We start from the raw sequence: 21,617 nt of genomic DNA on the forward strand, positions 1-21,617 counted from the left end.
GACAGGAGGCAGGCTGCACTTGCGCCGCCGGTCGCCCGCTGCCATAGGCGCCAGCCCCTCACCCCGACCGGAGACTGGCTATGCAGGACATGCCGCGCGCATTGGGCCTCGATTTCGGCACGACCAACAGCGTCGTCGCGCTGGCCCGCGACGGCCGGTCCGAACTGGTGGGCTTTGCCGGAGACAAGGCGACGGGCGAGGTGTTCCGCTCCGCCCTGTGCTTCTGGCACGACGACGGCGTAAAAGGCGGCATGGCGCATGAGGCGGGGCCGTGGGCCATCGCCGAATATATGGAGTTCCCCGAAGACAGCCGCTTCCTGCAAAGTTTCAAGTCGGTCGCGGCCAGCGCCATTTTCGAAAGCGCCAGCGTGTTCGAGAAACGCTTTCGTTTCGAGGAACTGGGGCAGATGTTCCTGCAACGGATGGTCGCCCATGCCGGCGGCGCGCTCGACCGGCGGCCCGACCGCATCATCGTCGGGCGGCCGGTGGAATATGCGGGGTCCCGGCCCGACGAGGCGCTGGCGCGCAAACGCTATGACGCGATGTTCGCGGGCTTTGGCGCGGACATCCATTATGTCTATGAACCGCTGGGCGCGGCGTTCAGCTATGCCAGCCGCCTGACCGAGGCGGCGACGGTGATGGTGGCCGATTTCGGCGGCGGCACATCGGACTTTTCCATCGTGCGGGTGGAGGCGCCCGGCGCGGCGCGGCGATGCGCGCCGCTGGGGTCGGCGGGCATCGGCATTGCGGGAGACCGGTTCGACTATCGCATCCTCGACCATTTGGTGCTGCCGATTTTGGGCAAGGGCGGCGCTTATGAAAGTTTCGGCAAGCGGCTGGAAATCCCGCGCAGCTATTTCGCCGATTTCGCCGACTGGTCGCGCCTCGCGCTGATGCGCAACCGGCGGACGATGGCGGAACTGGAACGATTGCAGAAGGCGGCGGCCGACCCCCAAGCCATCGGCCGGATGATAACCGTGATCGAGAAGGAACTGGGATACCCGCTTTACGATGCAGTGGGGGCATTGAAGCGCGCGCTGTCGGGCGACGAACGGGCGACCTTCCGCTTTGCGGGCGGCGGGCTGGAGATTGAGCAGGCCGTCGACCGCGCCGATTTCGAACGCTGGATCGCGCCCGACCTCGCCCGGATCGAGGCGACCGTGGACCGGGCGCTCGACAAGGCGGGGGTGGCGGCCGACGCCATCGACCGGGTGTTCCTGACCGGCGGATCCTCGCTGATCCCGGCGATCCGCGCCATCTTCCGCGCCCGCTTCGGCTATGACCGCATCGCCACCGGCGGCGAACTCACCTCCATCGCCCATGGTCTGGCGCTGATCGGGGAGGAGGCCGATCTGGCGGAATGGGCGGCTTGATCCGGCCCATGCCGGCCCTTGTCAAAATATGCCAGCATGTCGATTTGAACATTTTCTCTTACACAATTGCACATTAGAGGCTTTGCCTTGGGGGGATGGGGGCTTTCACGTTCGCGCCGTTGGCGGCATTTGGGTGTCAACACCCCCTCATTCATCCGAAATGGGGGATCAATTAGTTATGAAGATGGTTTTCGCAGTGGCCGCAGCGACTCTGGCATTGGGTCTTGGGGGTTGTGCCACCGTTCTGAACGGCACGAAGACTGATTACAGTGCCGAAACGACGCCCGGCGGCGCTCATATCCTGTTCACCGGGGGGCAGGAATGCACCACGCCGTGCAAATTGGAGTTCAAACGCAAGGATGATATTCGCGCGGACATCACGCTTCCGGGGCATAAACCGACCTATGTTCTGATCCAGTCGAAGCTGGGTGGTTCGGCCTTCGGCAATATTTTGCTTGGCGGCGGCGTCGGTGCCATTGTCGACGGCAGCAACGGCTCCAGCAACCGGCTCTACCCGCGCCCCCTGATCGTTCGCTTGGCACCGGAAGGTTCGTCCGAAGAAGCGGTTCTGCTGGACAAGAGTGGTAAGGTGGTGATGACCGTCAAGGCGCATAATGATTCTGTGCGCACCGACGTTGCCAAGACGATCGGGCCGAAGCTCGCGGGTCTGGAGGATGCCCCGGAGGGTGGCGCGAACACGCCGGAATAAGCATATTCCGATTTATCAGTTTTGCGGGCTCTGCTGACAGGCGGAGCCCGTTTTGTATCATTGCCGCGCCCGCTTCGGCGACGACCGCATCGCCGCCGGCGGCGAACTGACGTCCATCGCCCATGGGTTGGCGTTGATCGGGCAGGAGGCGGATGTGGCGGAATGGGCGGTTTAACCACCACTTCCGTTCGTCCTGAGTAGCCGCTGAGCTTGTCGAAGCGGCGTATCGAAGGATAGTCGTCGCACAGACCCTTCGATACGGGCCTTCGACAAGCTCAGTCCCTACTCAGGGCGAACGGATTGTTACAATCCGGTCGGTCCGCCATGCACGCCAAACTTATCGATCACAAAACAAACCGGACCGTCGAACCGCGCCCCGTCCGGATGATATGTATCAAACAGTGCAATCCATGTTTTGTCGATTTCAGAATATCGCAATTCGGCCAATGCATAGCGCCAGCCATTCAGATCAAAGCCCTCGATATGCTTCAAGACGGCATGTCGAGCCTCGACTTCTGAAATCTTCTTCATGCCAATCCCCCCAAACCGCCCCTGTCCTACCACAGCACCCGGCCTATACCACATCCCATTCCCCCAACGCCTCCCTCGACAGCGGCTCGCCCCCTGCGCTAGGGCTGAACCGACTCCGCACCGTTTGCCAAGAGAAGCCCATGACCGACATTTCCAACGTCCAGCCCGATGCCCGCGCCGAAACCTTGCTCGACGCGCCCGATAGCGAGGTGGATGCGCGCGAGATGTTCGGCGTCGACGTCGACCTCAAGGTTCCCGCTTTCAGCCAGGCGGACGAGCGGGTGCCTGATCTCGACCCCGCCTATGTGTTCGATCCGGACACGACGCTGGCGATTCTGGCGGGGTTCGCCTTTAACCGGCGGGTCATGGTGCAGGGCTATCACGGCACCGGCAAATCGAGCCATATCGAACAGGTGGCCGCGCGCCTGAAATGGCCGTGTATCCGCATCAACCTGGATGCGCATATCAGCCGCATCGACCTTGTCGGCCGCGACGCCATCGTCCTGAAGGATGGTCAGCAGGTCACCGAATTCCGCGAAGGGCTGTTGCCCTGGGCGTTGCAGCGCCCGGTCGCCCTCGTGTTCGACGAATATGACGCCGGCCGCCCGGACGTGATGTTCGTTATCCAGCGCGTGCTGGAAACCGACGGCAAGATGACGCTGCTCGACCAGAATCGCGTCATCCGCCCCAATCCCTGGTTCCGCCTGTTCGCCACCGCCAACACTGTCGGCCTCGGCGATACGACCGGCCTTTATCATGGCACGCAACAGATCAACCAGGGCCAGATGGACCGGTGGAATCTGGTGGTGGCGCTCAATTATCTGCCCGCCGCGACCGAAGCGCAGGTGGTGCTGGCCAAGTCCGGCGAATATGACCATGAGGGCGGCCGCAAGGAGGTCGAGAACATGATCAAGGTCGCCGAGCTGACCCGGCAGGGCTTCGTCAACGGCGACATTTCGACCGTCATGTCGCCCCGCACCGTGATAAGCTGGGCGCAAAATGCGCTGATCTTCAAGAATGTCGGCTTCGCCTTCCGCCTGTCCTTCCTCAACAAGTGCGACGAGGCGGAGAGGGCGCTGGTGGCCGAATATTATCAGCGCGTGTTCGGCAAGGATCTGCCCGAAAGCGTGGCGAGCCGCGCGGGGTAGCGCCAGCGTGGTCATATCGGACAACCCGGCGTTCCTGTTCGTCCATATACCCAAGACAGCGGGCACCAGCCTGTCGCGCGCGCTGCTGCGGGTGGCTGGCGGCCGCCATCCGCAATGCCTCGCCACGACCAAGCATGAAACGCTGGCGGCGTTCGCGGCCAGAGTGGGGCGCGACGCCGTCAGCAGCCGGGTCAGCTTTGCGGTGGTGCGCAATCCGCTCATGCGTTTCGCTTCGCATTTCCGCTACCTCAAGACGCAGGATGTCGCGGAAACGCGGCATTTGCAGTCGCTGGATGACTATGCCCGCGCGGTTGAATCCGGCGACCCCGCGATATGCAAACCGGCGCGCATCGCTCCGCAGCACAGTTTTATCGCCCTCGACGGCGAAATCGGTGTGGATCATGTCTTCCGGTTCGAAACGCTGGATCGGGATATGGGCGTCCTGGCGCAGAGGCTTGGTTTAGGCGCCATCATGTTGCCGCACCTCAACATGTCCCGCCACTCCGCCGAAACCCCGTCCGCCTATGTTCGCGCGATGGTTTCGCGCTATTATGCCGATGACTTCCGAATCTTCGGCTATTCCCTTCCGGATTGCGCATGACCGAAAAATCCGCCCTAGATGCTTTCAAGGATGTGCTGTCCGGCGCGGCGCGGGCGATGGCGCGCGATGCGGAGGTGGAGGTGGGCTTCACCGCCGATACGCCGCACATGGCGGGCAAGGCGATCAAGGTGCCCGCGCCCGGCCGCAACCTGCCCGCCGATCAGGTGGCGCTGGCGCGCGGCTTCGCCGACGCCAATGCGCTGAAACTGCGCCATCATAATGCGAAGGTGCATGGCGGGGGTGCGCCCGCCGATGCCGTGGCCCGCGCCGTTTATGACGCGGTCGAGCAGGCGCGGGTGGAGGCCATCGGGTCGCGCGCGATGGCGGGCGTGCGCGACAACCTCAACCAAGCACTCGACCTGCGGTTGAAGTCCGACCCGATGCGCCGGGCGCGCAATGCCGAGGAAGTGCCGCTGTCGACGGCGCTGGCGCTGAAGGTGCGCGAGCGTTTGACAGGGCAGCCGGTGCCGACCGACGTGGCGCTGGCCATGGCGATGGTCGACCCGTGGATCGAGGACAAGGCGGGCGCCGACCTTGATGCCCTCGCCATGGCGATCGACGACCAGCGCGCCTTCCAGAAGCTGACCGGGGCGATGCTGGCGCATCTGCAACTGGTCGATGCCGAGACCCCGCCCGAAACCGACGAACCCGAATCCCAGGATGAGGGCGAGGATGAGGAACAGGAGCAGGAAGAGGGCGATTCCGGCGAGGAAGAGGCCGGCGACAGTGATATGAACGCCGAGGCGCGCGCCGAGGATCAGGGCGGCGACACCGAAGACGGCGAGACCGAATATAGCGACGATTTCGACGCCGACAGCGACGAAGGCGCCGACGACATGGGCGAAGAGGGCATGATGCCCGTGCGCCCCAATCGCCCCATGTCGGACATGCCGCCCGGTTTCGACTATCGCCCCTATACGACCAAGCATGACGAGATCGTCACGGCGGAGGATCTGTGCGACGAGGATGAGCTGCTGCGCCTGCGCGGTTTCCTCGACCAGCAGCTTGTCAGCCTTCAGGGCGCGGTGACGAAACTCGCCAACCGGCTGCAACGTCGATTGATGGCGCAACAGTCGCGGTCCTGGGATTTCGATCAGGAAGAAGGGATTTTGGATGCGGCGCGGCTGGCCCGTATCGTCATCGACCCGACCCGGTCGCTGTCCTACAAGATCGAACGGGATACCGAGTTCCGCGACACGGTCGTCACCTTGTTGATCGACAATTCGGGCTCGATGCGCGGGCGGCCGATCAGCATCGCGGCGATCAGCGCCGACATCATGGCGCGCACGCTGGAGCGTTGCGGCGTCAAGACCGAGATATTGGGCTTTACGACGCGCGCATGGAAGGGCGGGCAGAGCCGCGAGGACTGGCTGGCCGCCGGGCGTCCGCCCATGCCCGGCCGCCTCAACGACCTGCGCCACATCATCTACAAGAAGGCCGACGAACCCTGGCGGCGCGCGCGCAAGAATCTGGGCCTGATGATGCGCGAAGGGCTGCTGAAGGAAAATATCGATGGCGAGGCGCTGATGTGGGCGCACAATCGCCTGCTCGCCCGCAATGAGGATCGCCGCATTTTGATGGTGATTTCCGACGGCGCGCCGGTCGACGATTCCACCCTGTCGGTCAACAGCGGCACCTATCTGGAGCGGCATTTGCGGCAGGTGATCGACTGGATCGAGAACCGATCGCCGGTGCAACTGGTCGCCATCGGTATCGGCCACGACGTCACCCGCTATTATCGCCGCGCCGTGACGATCATGGACGCCGAACAACTGGGCGGCACGATGGTGGAGCAGTTGGCCGGGCTGTTCGACGAGGATTGAACCTGTGAAGGCGCCCGTCTGCGCAGGGGCGCGGACTATGGGAGAGTGAGATGAGCGTCGCCTTTCGTCGTGAGAGCGACGATGAGCATATGGAGCCGAAATTCGAGCTGCCGATCCCGCCCGGCCCCAACTGGGTGACGGCGCGCGGCCTCGCGCTGACGCAGGGCCGCGTGGCGGCGCTGGAGGCGGCTGACCTGTCGGGGCTGGACGAGGACGCGGTGAAGAAGCACCGGCGCGAATTGCGTTACTGGCGCACGCGGCTGGCCACCGCACAGGCGCAGCCCGCGCCGCAGGGCGAGGAGGTCGCCTTCGGCAGCCGTGTGACCATCAGCCTCAACGGCCAGGAACGCCGCATCGATATTGTCGGCGATGACGAGGCGGACCCCCATGCCGGGCGCATCGCCTTTTCCGCGCCGCTCGCCCGCGCCGTCATGGGCGCCTGGCCTGATGAAAATGTGGATTTCGCCGGCAAGGACGGGGCGATAACCGTGCTGGCCGTGGAAGCCATCCCGCAAGGAGAGTGAGGATATGACCGACGAAGTGGGACTGACCCGTGATGACGCTTCGGGAGGGGCCATCGCCATCATCACGCTCAACCGCCCGGACAATGGCAACGCCGTCAATGTCGGGCTGGCGCGCGGGCTGGTCGAGGCGGCGATCGCGGTCGATCAGGACGCGGACGTGCGCTGCGTCGTGTTGACGGGCGCGGGCCGCATGTTCTGCGCCGGGGGCGACATCGGCCTGATGCTGGCGGCGGGTGACGGCGCGGGCGGCGCGCTCAGCGAGCTGGCGGGGATATTGCACATGGCGACGTCGCGCCTGTGTCGCATGGCGAAACCGCTGGTGTGCGCGGTCAACGGCCCGGCGGCGGGCGCCGGGCTGGGCATGGCGATCATGGGCGACATCGTGATCGCCGGCGCTTCCGCGCATTTCACGCCCGGTTATGGCGGTATCGGCCTGACCCCGGATGGCGGGGCGACCTGGCTGCTGCCGCGCCTCATCGGCCTGCGCCGGACGCAGGAAATGCTGCTTACCAACCAGCGTATCGGGGCGGAAGAAGCGGCGCGCATCGGCCTCGTTACGCGCATGGTCGATGATGGCGCGCTGATGGAGGACGCCATGGCGACCGCGCGCACGCTGGTCGCGTCGGCCACGGGCGCTATCGGCGCCGTGCGCGCGCAATTGCTCGGCAGCTTTGGCGCGGGGCTGGAGGCGCAGTTGGAGATCGAGGCGCGGGGCATATCCGCCGCCGCCGCCGGCGCGGAGGGCCGCGAAGGCGTGGCCGCTTTCATGGAAAAGCGCCGCCCGGATTTCGCCAGGCGGCGCTGAGTCAGGATTGGCGGCCGGTCGCAGCGCTTATGCGCCCCGGCTGGCTTCGAACAGGAACCAGGCGCGTTCTTCCGCCTGATCGGTCCAATCGTCGATCAGCCCGTCGGTGGCGTTGTCGCCCGCCTCGTCGGCCGCTTCCTTGGCGGCGCGCAGCGTTTCGACCAGCTTCAGATTATCCTCGCGCAGTTCCTTCAGCATGTCGGCGGGGCTGACGAAATCCTGGTCATTGTCCTTCACCGTCTGGTGGCGGGCGATGTCGCCGATGGAGCGCAGCGTGGTGTTGCCGGTCTTGCGCACGCGCTCGGCAATGGCGTCGGTCGTCGCCAAAATCTGCGCCGCCTGTTCATCGAACATCAGGTGATAATCGCGGAAATGCGGCCCCGAGACATGCCAGTGGAAATTCTTGGTCTTGAAATAAAGCGCATAGCTGTCGGCCAGAACGCCATTCAGCGCCTCGGCCACGGTCTTGGTCGCGTTGCTCTTCAAATCGGTCGGCGTCTTGAGGTCTGCGGTGGTCATATATGTCCTCCTGATCTGGAAACTGATTTCGGATATATAATGATCAAACCGCGATTTGGTGCCATGGGGTTTCAGAATAAGGCTGGAATTTTCCCGATCAGGCTGATGGGAATATTCGATCAGGTCAGGGAAAGAGCGGTCGCGCCGACCATGAAGCCCGCCGCCAGCACCAGCGCGCCGCCACCCAGCCTTATGGCGCGGATCGGCAGCACCGCGAGCAACCGTTCACGCATCAGCACGGCCGTCGTCTGCGCGGCGATCACGCCGATCGCCCCGCCCAGCGCGGCCAGCATCGGTTCGCCCGTGCGCGTGGCGACGCCCAAGATCAGGAATTGCGGCCCGTCGCCAAAGCCCAGGATGAAGAGGCCCAGCGCACTCGTCAGGAAGGCGCCCAGCCGCCAGCCCTCCAGCATGTCTGGCTGTCGCACGCGCATCAGCAGGCCCCCGCCCAGAAAGATGAGCGCCAGCGCCAGGAACAATATGCGGGCATTGGTCGCCAGCATGGGCGCGATGAACGCGCCCGCTGCGGCCGAAAGGGCGGCATTGGCGATGGCGGCGACGGCGATGGCGGCGATCATCACGCCATTGCGGTTGAACCGCATCGCCAGCGCGATCAGCAGCAACTGGCTCTTGTCCCCGATTTCGCCCAGCAGGCAACCAAGCAAGGCGGTCAGCAGGGCATCCATGGGTCGTGAACGGTCTTAGGCGTGCGGGCGTGCGACGGGACGGATCGCCACCGCATAGGCCGGGGGCATCACGCCGATATCGACCTCCATACCCAGCGCTTCGCGCATCAGGTCGAGATAGGACAGAACCACCGGGCCATGGCCGTTGAGCGACAGCGCGCTCTGCAATGTCGCGGCCAGCCCCTCCAGCGCGTCGAGCCGGAAACTGCGCGCGATGTGGCGGATCTGGTCGACCTCGTCATGGATGCGTGGAACCGAAAGATGCCCGCGCTGGCCCGCAAGCGCGTCTATGCGCCGGATCAGGTCCGCGCGAATGGCCAGTGTCGTGTCGTGCCGCATTGGGGTATCTCCCCCGCTGATGTTTCGTCCCGATGGCATCATGCGCGTGCAGGGTTAAGGGCGCGTAAAGCGTGGCGGAAAGCGCGCTGGCCTTGACAGAAAGGCGAATCTGCATCATGGGCGTCAGCCGAAACGGGGCGGTCCCACGGGGCCGCTTTTATTTTTCGCCGATTTTTCGAATAGACCGTAAGGATTTGGGCCATGGCCAAGCCAGCGACCGTCAAGATCAGACTCGTCAGCACCGCTGACACCGGCTTCTTCTACGTCACCAAGAAGAACCCGCGCACCAAGACCGAAAAGCTGTCCTTCCGGAAATATGATCCGGTCGCGCGCAAGCATGTCGAGTTCAAGGAAGCCAAGATCAAGTAAACGCGTGGTCCGGGGCGCTCTGCGCTCCGGCGGCAGCGAGGCTTGAATCGAAAAGGCCCGCCCCCAGCCAGGGGAGCGGGCCTTTCCTTGTTGGTTTTCCCGGTGGAGCGATATCCCCCCGACCCATGGGCCGGGGGGACAGGATGATCAGTTGCCGACCGGCTTGGCGTCGGTGCGGGTGACGACGATGGTCGAGGAACGCGGTTCCTGACCCGACACCGGCCAGTCGCCCGTGGGATGCTGAATGTTCACGAAGAAAGTCTTGAGGTCCGGCGTATAGGCAAGGCCGGTGATCTCGCAGCCTTCCGGCCCGACCAGGAAGCGCTTCGATTCCTTCGTCGTCTGGTCGACATAGAACATCGCATTGTGGCCGAACACGTCGTCGATGCTCCTGCCGCTGACGCCCGAATTGCCCGGAACGCTGTGATCGGTCTGCACCCACAGGCGGCCCTTGGGATCGATACGGAGACCATCGGGGCTGGAGAAGGTGTCGCCATTGATGTCGCCGACCAGATTATCGCCGCCCGAAGCCAGCGACGGATCGCCCGCCAGCAGGAAGATTTCCCAGGTGAAGGCAGCCGCCAGCGGCGAGTTGTCCTGTTCCTTGAACTTGATGATGTGGCCGTGGCGGTTGGTGACGCGCGGGTTGGCGGCGTCCGTCACCTTGCGGCTGCTGTTGTTGGTCAGCGTGACGAAGATGGCGCTGTTGTCGGGCGCGACCGTGATCCATTCCGGACGGTCCATGACCGTGCCGCCGGCAACGCGCGCGGCTTGCTGGCACTGGATGACGACATCGGCCTGGTTGCGGAAATCGACGATGGTCGGCGCGGGCGGCGTGGTGCTCTGGCTGACATTGCCGGGGTCCGACGCGCCGACGGTCAGGCCGTTCTGACCCACGGTCAGCACGCGCCATTCGCCGGTGCCGTCCGCGTTGAAGCGGGCGACATAGAGCGTGCCATAGTCGAGCAGGTGGATGTTCGCCGCGCGATTGTCGCTGAACGCGCGGTCGGGCACGAATTTGTAGATGCAGCCCGGCGTCGAATCGTCGCCCATGTAGAAGGCGGCGCGCTTGGCGTTGTTGGCCATGTAGGCGATGTTTTCATGGCTGAAGCGGCCGAGCGCGGTGCGCTTGGTGGGCACGGCCAGTTCCTGATAGGGGTCGATTTCGACCACCCAGCCATAATTATTTTCCGGCTGCGCGGGGTCGAGATAATTGTCGGTCGTTTCCTCGCAGGTAAGATAGGTGCCCCAGGGGGTGCGGCCCGACGCGCAATTGTTGAGCATCCCCTTGATGGTCGAGGAGATGACGCCCGCGGCGGGGCCGCCGGCATGATAGTTGCTGTTGCCGGTATAACGCTTGTTGTAACGCGACCCGGCCTTCACCGCCCATTTGCCATCGCTGCCCTTGGCGATTTCGACGACGCCGATGCCCACGGCCGACAGGGCCAGCGCCTTCTGGTCGGCGGTTGCGGTCGCCGGATCATAATCGCCCGACATCAGGATGTTGAAATCGGGATATTCGAAATTCAGCGCCAGCAGGCCGCCGCTGTTCGCGTCGACGCCCGGCAGCTCGAAATATTCCATGCCGTCATGGTTGCCGCCCGCCCATTTCTCGGCGTCGGCCGGGGTCGGGAAGCTGCCCGAATAGGGCGTGCCGGCGACGATCGAATCGCCCGCTTTCAGCAGCACGTCGACGGTATAGCCCGACGGCACGGTCACCGTGTCGTTCATGTTGGCGGCGACCGGCGTGAAGGCGATGTCATAGCTGGGCGCCGGGGCCGGGGTGGGCGTCGGCGTCGGGGTGGGCGCGGGCGTCGCGGGGGCCGCGTCGTCATCGTCGCAGGCGGCCAAGGCGCCCATCATCGGCAGGATCGACAGGCCCAGAAGGCCGTTCTTCAGGATGGTGCGGCGCGCCGGATTGGCGGCGACGATCGCTTCCAGGCTGTTTTCGCCGCCGGTAATTTGCGGCTGCGCGTCGCGATAGGGCGCGCGCGCTTCGTCGGTCAGATGAGACATGGACTGATTTCCCCTGTGGCCAATATGCGTGTCGGCAAAGAGCCGCCGCTTGCCTGGGGTGGGTTGCAGAAGGGGATGACGTAGGAAGGGCTGAACGATGATAGTGCGAAGAATTTTCAGGGACGGGTGTGTGACATTTTTTCCCGATTGTTTCCCGCTGCCGGTTCAGAGCAGCGCGTCCACCTGTTCCACGAAGCGTTTCACGGAAATGGGCTTGGAAACATAGGCCTGTGCGCCTGCCGCGCGGACCGCGTCCTCGTCGCCCTTGCCCGCATAGGCGGTGACGGCCATCACCGGAACGGCCGCCAGCGCGGCATGACGTTTCAACGCGACGATCAGGTCCATGCCGCTGACATGGGGCAGGTGAATATCCATGATGACAAGGTCGGGCGAAAAGTCGCTGGCCTGCGCGATGAGGTCGCGGCCATCGCGCACGGCCAGGGTTTCATGCCCGTGCGCGCGCAGCAGATCGCAAAAAAGTTTGAGATTGAGTTCGTTGTCCTCGACAACGAGCACGCGCTTTGCCACCAGTCACCCGCATTCGAAACAGCAACCGGGCACCCCCTGGCGCCGATTTGCAGAGAGACGACCATGCGGCCACACGGTGAAAATGGCAAGGGCGGCGCCGGGGAGCAGGCGCAGACGCTGGCGTTGATGGCTCTGGGATGGACGCTGTCGGATGGGGCGCGCGCCGATCGGCTGCTCGCCTTGACCGGCCTTGATTCGCAAGCATTGCGCGATGGCCTGGACAATGGAGCCGTGCTGGGCGCGGTGTTGGGCTTTCTGGCCGATCATGAACCCGATCTTATTGTCTGTGCGGCGGAACTGGGAGTCGATCCGGCCGACCTGATCGCCGCACGGAGGGCGCTGGGCGCATGAGCAGGCCGCTGATCATTACCGATTGCGATGAAGTGCTGTTGCACATGGTCGTCCCTTTCCGCGAATGGCTGGACGAGACGCACCGCGTGCATTTCAATTTTCGCGGCCATGATTTTACCGAGGCTTTGCGGCACAAGGACAGCGGCGAGCTGATCGGGCGCGAACAGGTGTGGGCATTGCTGATCGCCTTCTTCGATACCGAAATGGCGCGTCAAAAGCCGATCGATGGCGCGATGGGCACGCTCGGCCGCCTGTCGGAGCGGGCCGACATCGTGGTGCTGACCAATATCGGCGAGCGGCATCATCAGGCGCGGATCGAGCAACTGGCCGCGCACGGCCTGCACGCGCCGGTCCACTGGAACCAGGGCGCAAAGGGCAGGCCGCTGGCCCGTATCGTCGCCGAACGCCAGCCATCCGTGGCTTTGTTCATCGACGATCTGGCCGAACATCATGGATCGGTCAGCCGCCATGCGCCCGGCGTCTGGCGATTGCATATGGTGGGCGAACCCGAACTGTCGGTACAGGTGCCGCCCGCACCCGCCGCCCATGCCCGCATCGACACATGGGCGGCGGCCGAACAATGGATCAGCGACCGGCTGGCGCAAGGGCCAGCGCCAGCGCCGCCGATGATGGAAGGATAGGATTATGAGCATCGAAGCCCGCCTGAAGGAACTGGACATCACCCTGCCCGTGGCCGCAGCGCCGGTGGCCGCCTATGTTCCCGCCGTGCTGGCGGGCGGGCTGCTGCATGTATCGGGGCAGTTGCCGTTCCGCGACGGCGCGCTGATGACCGGCCGCTTGGGCGAGGATCGCGATCTCGACTATGGGGTGGAGGCGGCGCGGCGTTGCGGCCTGATGCTGCTGGCCCAGATCGAGGCGGCTCTGGGCAGTCTCGACCGGGTCGAGCATGTGGTGAAGCTGGGCGCTTTCATCAACAGCGCGGCCGACTTCACCGATCAGCCCAAAGTCGCCAATGGCGCGTCCGAATTGATGGCCGAAGTCTTTGGCGACGCGGGCAGACATGCGCGCAGCGCGGTGGGCGTGCCGGTGCTGCCGCTGGGCGCAGTGGTGGAAATCGACGCCATCGTGCAGGTGAAGGGCTGAACCCGACCCTTGCCAATGCGGGAGAGAATCCCGATCTTCACGCCATGGTTAATCCGTGGCTGAACCGGGGAGGGCGATGAACGACAGGATCGTCCGCGTCGCCCGCGCCGTCGCCAATGTGCCGCGCGACGCATGGAACGCCTGCGCTGGCACGGCCAATCCCTTTGTCGGCTGGGATTTTCTGACCGCCCTGGAACGGTCGGGCAGCGTGGGCGAAGGCACCGGCTGGCAGCCATTGCCGCTGTTGCTGGAGGATGGCGAGGGCCGCTTGCTCGGCGCCGCGCCCGCCTATGGCAAGAGCCACAGCCAGGGCGAATATGTGTTCGACCATGGCTGGGCCGACGCCTGGGAGCGGGCGGGCGGGCGCTATTATCCCAAGATACAGGTCGCCGTGCCCTTTTCCCCCGTGCCAGGCCCGCGTCTGTTGCTGCGCGATCCGGCCGACGCGCCGGCGATGATCGCGGGCATCGCCGCGCTGGTCGACCAGAATGGGCTGTCTTCGGCGCACGCCACCTTTGTCGAGGAGGCGCAACTGCCCGCGTTCGAGGCGGCGGGCTGGCTGATCCGGCAGGATAACCAGTTTCACTGGTCCAATCGAGGCTACAAGGATTTCGCCGATTTCCTGGCCGACCTGTCGAGCGAGAAGCGCAAGAATATCCGCAAGGAGCGCGCCCGCGCCGTCGAGGGGCTGGAGGTCGCGCACCTGACGGGCGCGGCCATCACCGAAGCGCATTGGGATATATTCTGGACTTTCTATCAGGATACCGGCGCACGCAAATGGGGCCGACCTTATCTGACCCGGTCCTTTTTCAGCCTGCTGGGCGAGACCATGGGCGACCGGATATTGCTGATCCTCGCGCTACGCGACGGGCGACCGATCGCCGGCGCGTTGAACCTGATCGGCGCGGATACGCTTTACGGGCGTTATTGGGGCTGCACGCAGGATGTGCCGGGCCTGCATTTCGAACTATGCTATTATCAGGCGATTGACGCAGCGATCGCGCGCGGCCTCAGCCGCGTCGAGGCCGGGGCGCAGGGCGGCCACAAGCTGGCGCGCGGCTATGCGCCGCAACCGACATGGTCGGCCCATTATCTGCCCGACCCCGGTTTCGCCCGTGCGGTGGCGGATTTCCTGGAGGCGGAACGGGAAGGCGTCGAGCGCGACCGCCGTTGGCTGTCGGCGCGAACGCCCTTCAAAAAAGGGTGATGGATCAGGCGGCGCGGCTTTGCGTCGTGGCGATCCAGGCGCGGGCCTGACGTTGCGCTTCCGCGATTTCGCGCGCGGTCATTTCCTCGGCGATTTCGGCGCGCAGCGCCTGTCCCTGTTCGCTGCCGCCCAGCGCCGCAAGGTTGAACCATTTATGCGCTTCGATGAAGTCGATGGCGACGCCGCCAGTGCCGCAGCTATACGCCATTCCCAGATCCAGACAGGCGTCGGCCGACCCGCGCGCAGCGCTCGTCAGGCGGCTTTCCATCAGAAACTGGGCGTTTTTTCCACTGATACCCATGAACCGAACCCCCCTTTGCGGTTTTCGATAGGAAGCAGGTTGCCGGGCCAAAGCTAAGATATGGTTAACAGGAAAATCACCATCCCTGCACGCGCGGCAAATATCCGCGCCGAGCGACTGGCGCCATGGCCCCTTATTGCCCATAGGGAGATGCCATGAGCCAGACGTCCCCCCGCCACCATGATGAGCATAGCGAAGCGATCGGCTTTGCCGAATTCGTGATGCTGTGCGCCGCCCTGATGGCGACAAACGCATTGTCGATCGACCCGATGCTGCCCGCATTGCCCACTATCGGACGGGATCTCGCCATTGCGCAGCCCAACGACCGCCAACTCATCATCAGCCTTTATTTCATGGGGCTGAGCGTGGGTTCGCTGCTGTTCGGCATATTGTCCGATCGGTTTGGCCGAAAATCGGTGTTGGGCGCAACGCTCGCCCTGTTCGTGTTGTCGACCATAGCCTGCGCCCTGTCCCAAAGCTTCGCCATGTTGCTGGCGGCGCGAATGTGCGCCGGTTTCTTTGCCGGGGGCGCGCGTGTCATCACCATCGGCATCATCCGCGACCGTTTTCATGGCGACGCCATGGCGCGGGTGATGTCGCTCATCTTCACCGTGTTCATCATCATCCCGGTGCTCGCGCCCAGTTTCGGACAAATGATCCTGTGGTTTGCGCCATGGCGCTGGATCTTCTGGGTTCTGGCGATATTGGGCGCGGCGATCACATCGTGGATGCTGGCGCGGATGCCCGAAACGCTGCACCCTGAAAACCGTCTGCCCATTGCGCCGCGCGCCATCGCCGCCAGCCTCCGGGCGGTTGTCGCCCATCGCAGCGCGATAGGCTATATGCTGGCCAGCGGCGTGGTGATGAGCGGCCTGATCGGCTTTATCGTGTCGGTGCAGCAGATATTTTTCGACACTTTCCATGCGTCTGGCATTTTCCCCCTGGCTTTTGCCGGGATCGCGGGGAGCATGGGCGTGGGCAGTCTGGTGAACAGCCGCCTGGTTCAGCGTTTCGGGGCGCGGAGGATGAGCCAGTCGGCGCTGATCGGGTTGATCGCCGTCAATCTGGCCCACGGCCTGATCGTGCTGGCGGGATGGGAAGGGTTGGTCAGCTTCATTCTGTTCCAGTCGCTCACCATGTTGTCGGTGGCGTTCACCGCGTCCAATTTCAGCGCGATCTCGATGGAGCCCTTTGCCAAGGGCGCGGGGGTCGCCTCATCCTTTCAGGCCTTTTTGACGACGATCATATCGGTCATATTCGGCGGCGCGATCGGTCATGGCTTTGACGGCACGACACTGCCGCTGACCATGGGCATTTTCCTGTGCGGAACGATCGCCCTGCTGCTGGTGCTGTGGGCGGAGCGGGGCAGGCTGTTCACCCGCCCCGGTCATGCGGCCCAGCGCGACCGGGTCAGCGAAAGCGTGCCCCGGTAACGCCTTGTCCCGGCGTCAGGCGTCCTGACCGCCGGGCGTGTGCGCGCCGGGCAGTGGCGGCACCGGCAGGGGCGGGATGCCCGCATCATCCTCATGCGTGTCAAGGATGCCGCGACCCACATGGCTGCGGCTGCGGCTATAGGCGAAATAGACGACCAGCCCGACCGCCGCCCAGCCGACGAACATCAGCTTGGTTTCGACGCCCAGGCTCCAGAACAGATACAGGCAGCCCAGGATGGCGATGGGCGCCGTCACCATGATGGCGGGCGTGCGGAACGGCCGGACGCGGTTGGCGTCGGTCTTGCGCAGCACCATCACCGCGATCGAAACGGCGGCAAAGGCGAACAATGTGCCGGAGTTGGAGATGTCCGCCAATATGCCGACCGGGAAGAAGGCGGCGAACAGCGCCACGAAAATGCCGGTCAGAATGGTGATGACATGGGGCGTCCTGTAGGTCGGATGAACTTTCGAGAACATGGCGGGGAGCAGCCCGTCGCGGCTCATCACGAAGAAGATGCGGGTCTGGCCGAACATCATCATCAGGATGACCGAAGGCAGGGCAAGGCCGGCGGCGAGGCCGAGCAGGTTGCCGATCTGCGGCCAGCCGATTTCACGCAGGGTCCAGGCGAGCGCCTCCTTCGAACAGGTGACGGCTTCGGTTCCGGCGGCGGCCAGCGCGGCGCACTGCTGCGAAAGGGCGGTGGAGCCGGGGGCGAGCGCTTCGCCACCGGGTCCATAGACGGGCTGCGCGCCGACGGTGCCGATCACCCCGGCCGCGACCAGCATGTAGAAGACGGTGCAGATGGCCAGTGAGCCGATCAGGCCGATGGGCATGTTGCGTTGGGGGTTCTTGGTTTCCTCCGCTGCGGTCGACACCGCGTCAAAGCCGACATAGGCGAAGAAGATCGAGGCTGCCGCCGCCGAAATGCCCGAAAAACCGAGCGGCGCGAAGGGGGTGAAACCGTCCATGTTCATCACCGGCACCGACAGCACGATGAACAGTGTCAGCGCGGACACCTTGATCGCCACCAGCACGGCGTTGACCGTCGCGCTTTCCTTGGTCCCGATCACCAGCAGCCAGGTGACCAGCGCCGCGATCAGCATGGCGGGCAGGTTCACCATGCCGCCGTCAAACGGTCCGCGCGTCAAAAGATCGGGTATGTCCATGCTGAACGTATGTTCGAGCAGGCCGACGACATAGCCGGACCAGCCGACCGACACCGCGCCCGCCGCGACCGCATATTCGAGGATCAGCGCCCAGCCGACCATCCATGCGACCAGTTCGCCCATCACGGCATAGCTATAGGTGTAGGCGGAACCCGACACCGGCACCATCGCCGCCATTTCGGCATAGCAGAGCGCGGCGACCGCGCAGACGAAGCCGGCGATGACGAAGGACAGCATCATGCCCGGCCCCGCCTTTTGCGCGGCTTCGGCCGTCAGCACGAAAATGCCGGTGCCGATGACGGCGCCGATGCCCAGCATGGTCAGCTGGAACGCGCCCAGCGAACGATGCAGCGATTTCTTCTCGGCCGTCGCCAATATGGCGTCGAGAGGCTTTACGCGCCCGAAGATCATGGATGAGACCTCATATCTGGTTTTGCCCGGCACGCCACCGGACGCGCCCCCTTTTGAGCTATGGCGAGGGAGACTATCGCCTAAATCGACGCGCGCAAGTATGTTGCGCGGCGATGACAGGAATGAAGGAGATGGGCGGCGTGGTCGAATTGTGGAAGGCGCGCGCGCTGGCCGGATTGCCGCATGGCTTTGCCGGGCGCGCGGGCGGGGTTTCGACCGGCCTTTATGCGGGGCTGAATGTCGGGTTGGGATCGGATGACGACCGCGCCGCCATCCTCGCCAATCGCGATCTGGCGCGCGACGCGGTGCTGCCCGCCGCCGATCTGGTGACGGTGCGGCAGGTGCATTCGCCCGATGTCGTAACGGTAACCGCCGCCATTACGGAGCATGACCGCCCCGCCGCCGACGCCATGGTGACCGACCGGCCGGGGCTGTTGCTGGGCATATTGACCGCCGATTGCGTGCCGGTGCTGTTCGCCGACCGGGCGGCGGGGGTCGTCGGCGCGGCCCATGCCGGGTGGAAGGGCGCGATCACCGGCGTCACCGACGCGACGCTGGCCGCCATGGTGGCGCTGGGCGCGGACCGGGCGCGCATCGCCTGCGCCATCGGCCCGTGCATCGGCCGCGCCTCCTATGAAGTGGGGGAGGATTTCGCCCTGCGATTCGAGGCGGAGGATGGCGACAATGAACGCTTTTTCTCGCCGGGGCGCGAAGGCCACCGGATGTTCGACATCGCCGCCTATGTCGCGGCCCGGCTGGCGGGCGCGGGCGTCGGACAGGTGGAGATGCTGGACGAGGACACTTATGGCCAGCCCGACCGCTTCTTCAGCTATCGCCGCGCCTGCCATCGGGGGGAGCCGGGCTATGGGCGGCAAATCTCGATGATCGGCATCGGCTGATGCCGACTAGCGCCGGCATTGGACAAATGCGCGCCAAGGCCTAGATAGGCGGCCATGCCGCCAGACAGCCCCGAAAACAAGCCGCTGCCGCCCATTTGGGCGACGCTGCGCCGCTTCCTGCCCTATTTGTGGCCCGCCGACGCGCCCGCGCTGCGGCGGCGGGTGGTGGCCGCGCTCTCGTTCGTGCTGCTGGCCAAGGCGGTCGGCCTCGTCATGCCCTTTGCCTACAAGGCGGCGATCGACCGGATGGCGCCGGGGATGGAGGCGGCCGCAGGCCTCGCCATCGCGCTGGTGCTGGCCTATGCGGGCGCGCGCTTTGCCGGGGTGCTGTTCGACAATCTGCGCAACACCGCCTTTGAGCGGGTGGGGCAGGAAGCGACACTGCGCCTGTCGGAACGATTGTTCGACCATCTCCATCGCCTGTCGCTGCGCTTTCACCTCGACCGGCGGACGGGCGCCGTCACCCGCATCGTCGAGCGCGGCACGAAGAGCATCGACACGATGCTCTATTTCCTGCTGTTCAACATTGCGCCCACGGTGCTGGAGCTGATCGCGGTCTGCGCCATCTTCTTCGTCAAGTTCGGCCCCGGCATGGTCGCCGCGACGCTGGCGATGGTGGCGCTCTATATCTGGTTCACCCGCACCGTGACGGAATGGCGCAACCAGTTGCGCCGCGACATGGTCGACCTCGACACCAACGCCGTCGCCCATGCGGTCGACAGCCTCCTCAATTTCGAAACGGTCAAATATTTCGGGGCCGAAGCGCGCGAGGGCGATCGCTATGGCGCGGCGATGCGCGCCTATGCCAATGCCGCCGTCAAATCGGAAAACAGCCTGGCCTGGCTGAATATCGGCCAGTCGCTCATCACCAACCTGATGATGGGCGGGGCGATGGCCTATACGGTCTGGGGATGGAGCCGGGGCCAGTTCACCACCGGCGACGTGGTGCTGGTCAACACGCTGCTGGCGCAGCTTTTCCGGCCGCTCGACATGCTGGGCATGGTTTATCGCACGATCCGGCAGGGGCTGATCGACATGGAGGCGATGTTCCGCCTGATCGACACGCCCGCCGAGATCGTCGATGCGCCTGGCGCGCCCGCGCTCCATGTGGTGGCGGGGGAGGTGAGGTTTGACAATGTCCGCTTCGGCTATGATCCTGACCGCGAGATTTTGAAGGGCGTCAGCTTCACCGTGCCCGCCGGGCGCACATTGGCGATTGTCGGCCCGTCGGGCGCGGGCAAGTCGACCATCGCCCGGCTGCTCTTCCGATTCTATGACGTCACCGGCGGTCGCATATTGATCGACGGGCAGGATGTGCGCGCGGTGACGCAGGCGTCGCTGCGCGGCGCCATCGGCATCGTGCCGCAGGACATGGTGCTGTTCAACGACACGGTCGGTTACAACATCGCCTATGGCCGTCAGGGGGCGGACATGGCGGCCATAGAGGTCGCCGCGCGCGACGCATCGGTGCATGATTTCATCACCGGTCTGCCGCTGGGCTATGACACGCGCGTGGGCGAACGGGGGCTGAAACTGTCGGGCGGGGAAAAGCAGCGGGTGGCGATCGCCCGCACGCTGCTCAAGGATCCGCCGGTGCTGGTGCTGGACGAGGCGACCAGCGCGCTTGACAGCCGGACCGAGGCGGAGATTCAGGACGTGCTGGGCCGCATCGCCCGCCGCCGTACGACTTTGGTGGTCGCGCACCGCCTGTCGACGGTGGTCGATGCCGACGAGATCATCGTGCTCGACGGCGGCATGGTCGCCGAGCGGGGCCGCCATGCCGATCTGGTGCGGGCGGGCGGCCTTTACGCCACCATGTGGGCGAGACAGGCGGCCGAGCGCGAGGAGGAGGGGGTTCCGGCTTGAACCGCCCAAGCGAGCGTCAGAAGCGGCGCGCCAGCCAGGCGTCGACAATGGGGGTGCCCGGATAATCGGGGTCGCCCATCAGGCGGTTGATCTGCAAATGGCCGCGCATCCCCTTACCCGCCAACGCGTGCAGCGCGACCGGCGTCCCCGCTTTCCTGAGGGCGGCGGCCAGTTCCTGCGACTGTTGCCGTCCATCCGCCCGGTCGACATGCAGGATCAGGAAGGACGGCGCATTGGGCGCGCCCGCCTGAAATGTCGGAGACAGGGCCTTGTGGCGGGCGGGATCGGCGCCGAACGCCTGTTGATAGGTGCGCTTGAGCACTGGCCCGGCCAGGTCGAGTTGCCGCGCCACATCATATCCCGCCCCGTCGAGCGCAATCACGCCCCGCACCGCGTCCAACTTCATGCCATGGGCGGCCAGATAGCGGGGATCGGCGCCCACCAGCGCGACCAGATGCGCCCCGGCGCTGTGCCCCATCAGCACGATGCGTGCCGGATCGACGCCCAGATCGGCCGCCCGACCGCGCAGGAAGGCGATGGCGGCGGCCACGTCCTGCGCCTGCTGCTCGACCGTGGCGGCGGGCGACAGGCGATAGTTGACCGAAGCGAACGCATAACCCAGCGCGGGATAATGGGCGATCTTCGCGGCCCCGGTGGCGTTGCCCTTGTCCCCCGCGCGCCAGCCGCCGCCATGGACGAAGATGATGAGCGGCGTCCGGCCCTTTGCGGTGCGCGCGGGCCAGAAATCGACCGCCTGCAACGGATCGTCGCCATAGGACAATGGGCCTGCCCCGCTCGCGCTTGCCGGCGCCGCCTCCACGCGCCCGCCCGCCATCTGCTCGCCACAGGCCGCCATGGCGAGCGACAATATGACCGCCGCGCCGATCCAGTGCTTCGCCATCGCCAT

Annotated in this window: 25 protein-coding genes; 16 read left to right on the forward strand and 9 right to left on the reverse strand. The window is 65.1% G+C overall.

What is annotated here, in order from left to right; all coding sequences use genetic code 11:
* The first annotated feature begins 80 nt into the window (after window positions 1–80).
* The 3 genes from GGR44_RS16245 to GGR44_RS17130 all read left to right on the forward strand — a co-directional run bounded on the left by GGR44_RS16245 (window position 81) and on the right by GGR44_RS17130 (window position 2,257).
* Window positions 81–1,373: an Hsp70 family protein gene (locus GGR44_RS16245; protein ID WP_183956538.1), complete on the forward strand. Its 1,293-nt coding sequence runs from the start codon at window positions 81–83 to the stop codon at window positions 1,371–1,373.
* 178 nt (window positions 1,374–1,551) lie between these two features.
* Window positions 1,552–2,082 (forward strand): translation initiation factor 2, encoded by a 531-nt coding sequence (locus GGR44_RS16250; RefSeq protein WP_183956539.1) that lies wholly within the window; start codon window positions 1,552–1,554, stop codon window positions 2,080–2,082.
* Window positions 2,083–2,134: 52 nt separating this feature from the next.
* Entirely contained in the window at window positions 2,135–2,257 is a 123-nt protein-coding gene (locus GGR44_RS17130; protein ID WP_281374321.1) for a hypothetical protein, read from the forward strand.
* 128 nt (window positions 2,258–2,385) lie between these two features.
* Here GGR44_RS17130 and GGR44_RS16255 read toward each other — a convergent pair whose 3' ends face one another.
* Window positions 2,386–2,613 carry a hypothetical protein gene (locus GGR44_RS16255; RefSeq protein ID WP_183956540.1) on the reverse strand — a complete coding sequence of 76 codons (228 nt, stop codon included), beginning with the start codon at window positions 2,611–2,613 and terminating at the stop codon, window positions 2,386–2,388.
* 140 nt (window positions 2,614–2,753) lie between these two features.
* On the opposite strand from GGR44_RS16255, the gene cobS reads away from it, so the two are divergent.
* From cobS to GGR44_RS16280, 5 genes are read left to right on the forward strand one after another with little or no spacing between them, the layout of a single operon-like run.
* Entirely contained in the window at window positions 2,754–3,761 is a 1,008-nt protein-coding gene (gene cobS, locus GGR44_RS16260) for a cobaltochelatase subunit CobS (RefSeq protein WP_183956541.1), read from the forward strand.
* A 7-nt stretch (window positions 3,762–3,768) separates the two neighbouring features.
* Window positions 3,769–4,362, forward strand: coding sequence for a sulfotransferase family 2 domain-containing protein (locus GGR44_RS16265; RefSeq protein ID WP_183956542.1), 594 nt, complete (start codon window positions 3,769–3,771; stop codon window positions 4,360–4,362).
* Window positions 4,359–6,185 carry a cobaltochelatase subunit CobT gene (gene cobT / locus GGR44_RS16270; protein WP_183956543.1) on the forward strand — a complete coding sequence of 609 codons (1,827 nt, stop codon included), beginning with the start codon at window positions 4,359–4,361 and terminating at the stop codon, window positions 6,183–6,185. Before GGR44_RS16265 ends, cobT begins: the two co-directional genes overlap by 4 nt.
* Before the next feature lie 50 nt (window positions 6,186–6,235).
* Complete coding sequence (locus GGR44_RS16275; RefSeq protein WP_183956544.1) at window positions 6,236–6,709, forward strand: GreA/GreB family elongation factor; 474 nt, start codon at window positions 6,236–6,238, stop codon at window positions 6,707–6,709.
* 4 nt (window positions 6,710–6,713) lie between these two features.
* Window positions 6,714–7,514, forward strand: coding sequence for an enoyl-CoA hydratase/isomerase family protein (locus GGR44_RS16280; RefSeq protein WP_183956545.1), 801 nt, complete (start codon window positions 6,714–6,716; stop codon window positions 7,512–7,514).
* 27 nt (window positions 7,515–7,541) lie between these two features.
* On the opposite strand, the gene GGR44_RS16285 is transcribed toward GGR44_RS16280, so the two are convergent.
* The 3 genes from GGR44_RS16285 to GGR44_RS16295 form a co-directional block, all read right to left on the reverse strand.
* Window positions 7,542–8,033: a Dps family protein gene (locus tag GGR44_RS16285; RefSeq protein ID WP_183956546.1), complete on the reverse strand. Its 492-nt coding sequence runs from the start codon at window positions 8,031–8,033 to the stop codon at window positions 7,542–7,544.
* Between the two features lie 119 nt (window positions 8,034–8,152).
* Window positions 8,153–8,719: a TMEM165/GDT1 family protein gene (locus GGR44_RS16290; RefSeq protein ID WP_183956547.1), complete on the reverse strand. Its 567-nt coding sequence runs from the start codon at window positions 8,717–8,719 to the stop codon at window positions 8,153–8,155.
* Window positions 8,720–8,734: 15 nt separating this feature from the next.
* On the reverse strand, window positions 8,735–9,058 hold the full coding sequence (locus GGR44_RS16295; protein WP_246344734.1) for a hypothetical protein: 324 nt from the start codon (window positions 9,056–9,058) through the stop codon (window positions 8,735–8,737).
* 201 nt (window positions 9,059–9,259) lie between these two features.
* On the opposite strand from GGR44_RS16295, the gene rpmG reads away from it, so the two are divergent.
* Window positions 9,260–9,427: a 50S ribosomal protein L33 gene (gene rpmG, locus GGR44_RS16300; RefSeq protein WP_183956548.1), complete on the forward strand. Its 168-nt coding sequence runs from the start codon at window positions 9,260–9,262 to the stop codon at window positions 9,425–9,427.
* Between the two features lie 147 nt (window positions 9,428–9,574).
* Here rpmG and GGR44_RS16305 read toward each other — a convergent pair whose 3' ends face one another.
* Both GGR44_RS16305 and GGR44_RS16310 read right to left on the reverse strand, forming a co-directional pair.
* Complete coding sequence (locus tag GGR44_RS16305) at window positions 9,575–11,443, reverse strand: PhoX family protein (RefSeq protein ID WP_183956549.1); 1,869 nt, start codon at window positions 11,441–11,443, stop codon at window positions 9,575–9,577.
* 165 nt (window positions 11,444–11,608) lie between these two features.
* Window positions 11,609–11,971, reverse strand: a complete 363-nt coding sequence (locus GGR44_RS16310) for a response regulator (RefSeq protein ID WP_183956550.1) — start codon at window positions 11,969–11,971, stop codon at window positions 11,609–11,611.
* Between the two features lie 63 nt (window positions 11,972–12,034).
* Between GGR44_RS16310 and GGR44_RS16315 the strand changes: the two genes are divergently transcribed.
* From GGR44_RS16315 to GGR44_RS16330, 4 genes are all read left to right on the forward strand, one after another.
* On the forward strand, window positions 12,035–12,322 hold the full coding sequence (locus GGR44_RS16315) for a DUF3572 domain-containing protein (protein WP_183956551.1): 288 nt from the start codon (window positions 12,035–12,037) through the stop codon (window positions 12,320–12,322).
* Complete coding sequence (locus GGR44_RS16320; protein WP_183956552.1) at window positions 12,319–12,963, forward strand: HAD family hydrolase; 645 nt, start codon at window positions 12,319–12,321, stop codon at window positions 12,961–12,963. Before GGR44_RS16315 ends, GGR44_RS16320 begins: the two co-directional genes overlap by 4 nt.
* Window positions 12,964–12,967: 4 nt before the next feature.
* Window positions 12,968–13,426: a RidA family protein gene (locus GGR44_RS16325; RefSeq protein ID WP_183956553.1), complete on the forward strand. Its 459-nt coding sequence runs from the start codon at window positions 12,968–12,970 to the stop codon at window positions 13,424–13,426.
* A 76-nt stretch (window positions 13,427–13,502) separates the two neighbouring features.
* Window positions 13,503–14,633 carry a GNAT family N-acetyltransferase gene (locus GGR44_RS16330; RefSeq protein WP_183956554.1) on the forward strand — a complete coding sequence of 377 codons (1,131 nt, stop codon included), beginning with the start codon at window positions 13,503–13,505 and terminating at the stop codon, window positions 14,631–14,633.
* A gap of 4 nt (window positions 14,634–14,637) precedes the next feature.
* Here GGR44_RS16330 and GGR44_RS16335 read toward each other — a convergent pair whose 3' ends face one another.
* Window positions 14,638–14,934: an SEL1-like repeat protein gene (locus GGR44_RS16335; RefSeq protein ID WP_183956555.1), complete on the reverse strand. Its 297-nt coding sequence runs from the start codon at window positions 14,932–14,934 to the stop codon at window positions 14,638–14,640.
* Window positions 14,935–15,089: 155 nt separating this feature from the next.
* Here GGR44_RS16335 and GGR44_RS16340 point away from each other — a divergent pair, with 155 nt between their 5' ends.
* Window positions 15,090–16,367, forward strand: coding sequence for a multidrug effflux MFS transporter (locus GGR44_RS16340; RefSeq protein ID WP_246344735.1), 1,278 nt, complete (start codon window positions 15,090–15,092; stop codon window positions 16,365–16,367).
* Window positions 16,368–16,382: 15 nt separating this feature from the next.
* Here the strand turns inward: GGR44_RS16340 and GGR44_RS16345 are convergent, their stop codons facing one another.
* Complete coding sequence (locus tag GGR44_RS16345) at window positions 16,383–17,945, reverse strand: amino acid permease (RefSeq protein WP_183956556.1); 1,563 nt, start codon at window positions 17,943–17,945, stop codon at window positions 16,383–16,385.
* A 140-nt stretch (window positions 17,946–18,085) separates the two neighbouring features.
* On the opposite strand from GGR44_RS16345, the gene pgeF reads away from it, so the two are divergent.
* Both pgeF and GGR44_RS16355 read left to right on the forward strand, forming a co-directional pair.
* Window positions 18,086–18,844: a peptidoglycan editing factor PgeF gene (pgeF, locus tag GGR44_RS16350; protein ID WP_183956583.1), complete on the forward strand. Its 759-nt coding sequence runs from the start codon at window positions 18,086–18,088 to the stop codon at window positions 18,842–18,844.
* A 54-nt stretch (window positions 18,845–18,898) separates the two neighbouring features.
* Complete coding sequence (locus GGR44_RS16355; RefSeq protein WP_183956557.1) at window positions 18,899–20,710, forward strand: ABCB family ABC transporter ATP-binding protein/permease; 1,812 nt, start codon at window positions 18,899–18,901, stop codon at window positions 20,708–20,710.
* A gap of 16 nt (window positions 20,711–20,726) precedes the next feature.
* Here the strand turns inward: GGR44_RS16355 and GGR44_RS16360 are convergent, their stop codons facing one another.
* Window positions 20,727–21,545, reverse strand: coding sequence for an alpha/beta hydrolase (locus tag GGR44_RS16360; RefSeq protein ID WP_246344743.1), 819 nt, complete (start codon window positions 21,543–21,545; stop codon window positions 20,727–20,729).
* Between the last annotated feature and the right edge of the window lie 72 nt (window positions 21,546–21,617).

Source organism: Sphingobium fontiphilum (assembly GCF_014196635.1).
Lineage (GTDB): Bacteria > Pseudomonadota > Alphaproteobacteria > Sphingomonadales > Sphingomonadaceae > Sphingobium > Sphingobium fontiphilum.

Bases quoted from the DNA above. Each gene is read 5' to 3' on its own strand.
- GGR44_RS16245 (WP_183956538.1), top strand. From the start codon at position 81: ATGCAGGACATGCCGCGCGCATTGGGCCTCGATTTCGGCACGACCAAC.
- GGR44_RS16250 (WP_183956539.1), top strand. From the start codon at position 1,552: ATGAAGATGGTTTTCGCAGTGGCCGCAGCGACTCTGGCATTGGGTCTT.
- GGR44_RS16255 (WP_183956540.1), bottom strand. From the start codon at position 2,613: ATGAAGAAGATTTCAGAAGTCGAGGCTCGACATGCCGTCTTGAAGCAT.
- cobS (WP_183956541.1), top strand. From the start codon at position 2,754: ATGACCGACATTTCCAACGTCCAGCCCGATGCCCGCGCCGAAACCTTG.
- cobT (WP_183956543.1), top strand. From the start codon at position 4,359: ATGACCGAAAAATCCGCCCTAGATGCTTTCAAGGATGTGCTGTCCGGC.
- GGR44_RS16275 (WP_183956544.1), top strand. From the start codon at position 6,236: ATGAGCGTCGCCTTTCGTCGTGAGAGCGACGATGAGCATATGGAGCCG.
- GGR44_RS16280 (WP_183956545.1), top strand. From the start codon at position 6,714: ATGACCGACGAAGTGGGACTGACCCGTGATGACGCTTCGGGAGGGGCC.
- GGR44_RS16285 (WP_183956546.1), bottom strand. From the start codon at position 8,033: ATGACCACCGCAGACCTCAAGACGCCGACCGATTTGAAGAGCAACGCG.
- GGR44_RS16290 (WP_183956547.1), bottom strand. From the start codon at position 8,719: ATGGATGCCCTGCTGACCGCCTTGCTTGGTTGCCTGCTGGGCGAAATC.
- GGR44_RS16295 (WP_246344734.1), bottom strand. From the start codon at position 9,058: ATGCGGCACGACACGACACTGGCCATTCGCGCGGACCTGATCCGGCGC.
- rpmG (WP_183956548.1), top strand. From the start codon at position 9,260: ATGGCCAAGCCAGCGACCGTCAAGATCAGACTCGTCAGCACCGCTGAC.
- GGR44_RS16305 (WP_183956549.1), bottom strand. From the start codon at position 11,443: ATGTCTCATCTGACCGACGAAGCGCGCGCGCCCTATCGCGACGCGCAG.
- GGR44_RS16315 (WP_183956551.1), top strand. From the start codon at position 12,035: ATGCGGCCACACGGTGAAAATGGCAAGGGCGGCGCCGGGGAGCAGGCG.
- GGR44_RS16320 (WP_183956552.1), top strand. From the start codon at position 12,319: ATGAGCAGGCCGCTGATCATTACCGATTGCGATGAAGTGCTGTTGCAC.
- GGR44_RS16325 (WP_183956553.1), top strand. From the start codon at position 12,968: ATGAGCATCGAAGCCCGCCTGAAGGAACTGGACATCACCCTGCCCGTG.
- GGR44_RS16330 (WP_183956554.1), top strand. From the start codon at position 13,503: ATGAACGACAGGATCGTCCGCGTCGCCCGCGCCGTCGCCAATGTGCCG.
- GGR44_RS16335 (WP_183956555.1), bottom strand. From the start codon at position 14,934: ATGGGTATCAGTGGAAAAAACGCCCAGTTTCTGATGGAAAGCCGCCTG.
- GGR44_RS16340 (WP_246344735.1), top strand. From the start codon at position 15,090: ATGAGCCAGACGTCCCCCCGCCACCATGATGAGCATAGCGAAGCGATC.
- GGR44_RS16345 (WP_183956556.1), bottom strand. From the start codon at position 17,945: ATGATCTTCGGGCGCGTAAAGCCTCTCGACGCCATATTGGCGACGGCC.
- GGR44_RS16355 (WP_183956557.1), top strand. From the start codon at position 18,899: ATGCCGCCAGACAGCCCCGAAAACAAGCCGCTGCCGCCCATTTGGGCG.
- GGR44_RS16360 (WP_246344743.1), bottom strand. From the start codon at position 21,545: ATGGCGGGCGGGCGCGTGGAGGCGGCGCCGGCAAGCGCGAGCGGGGCA.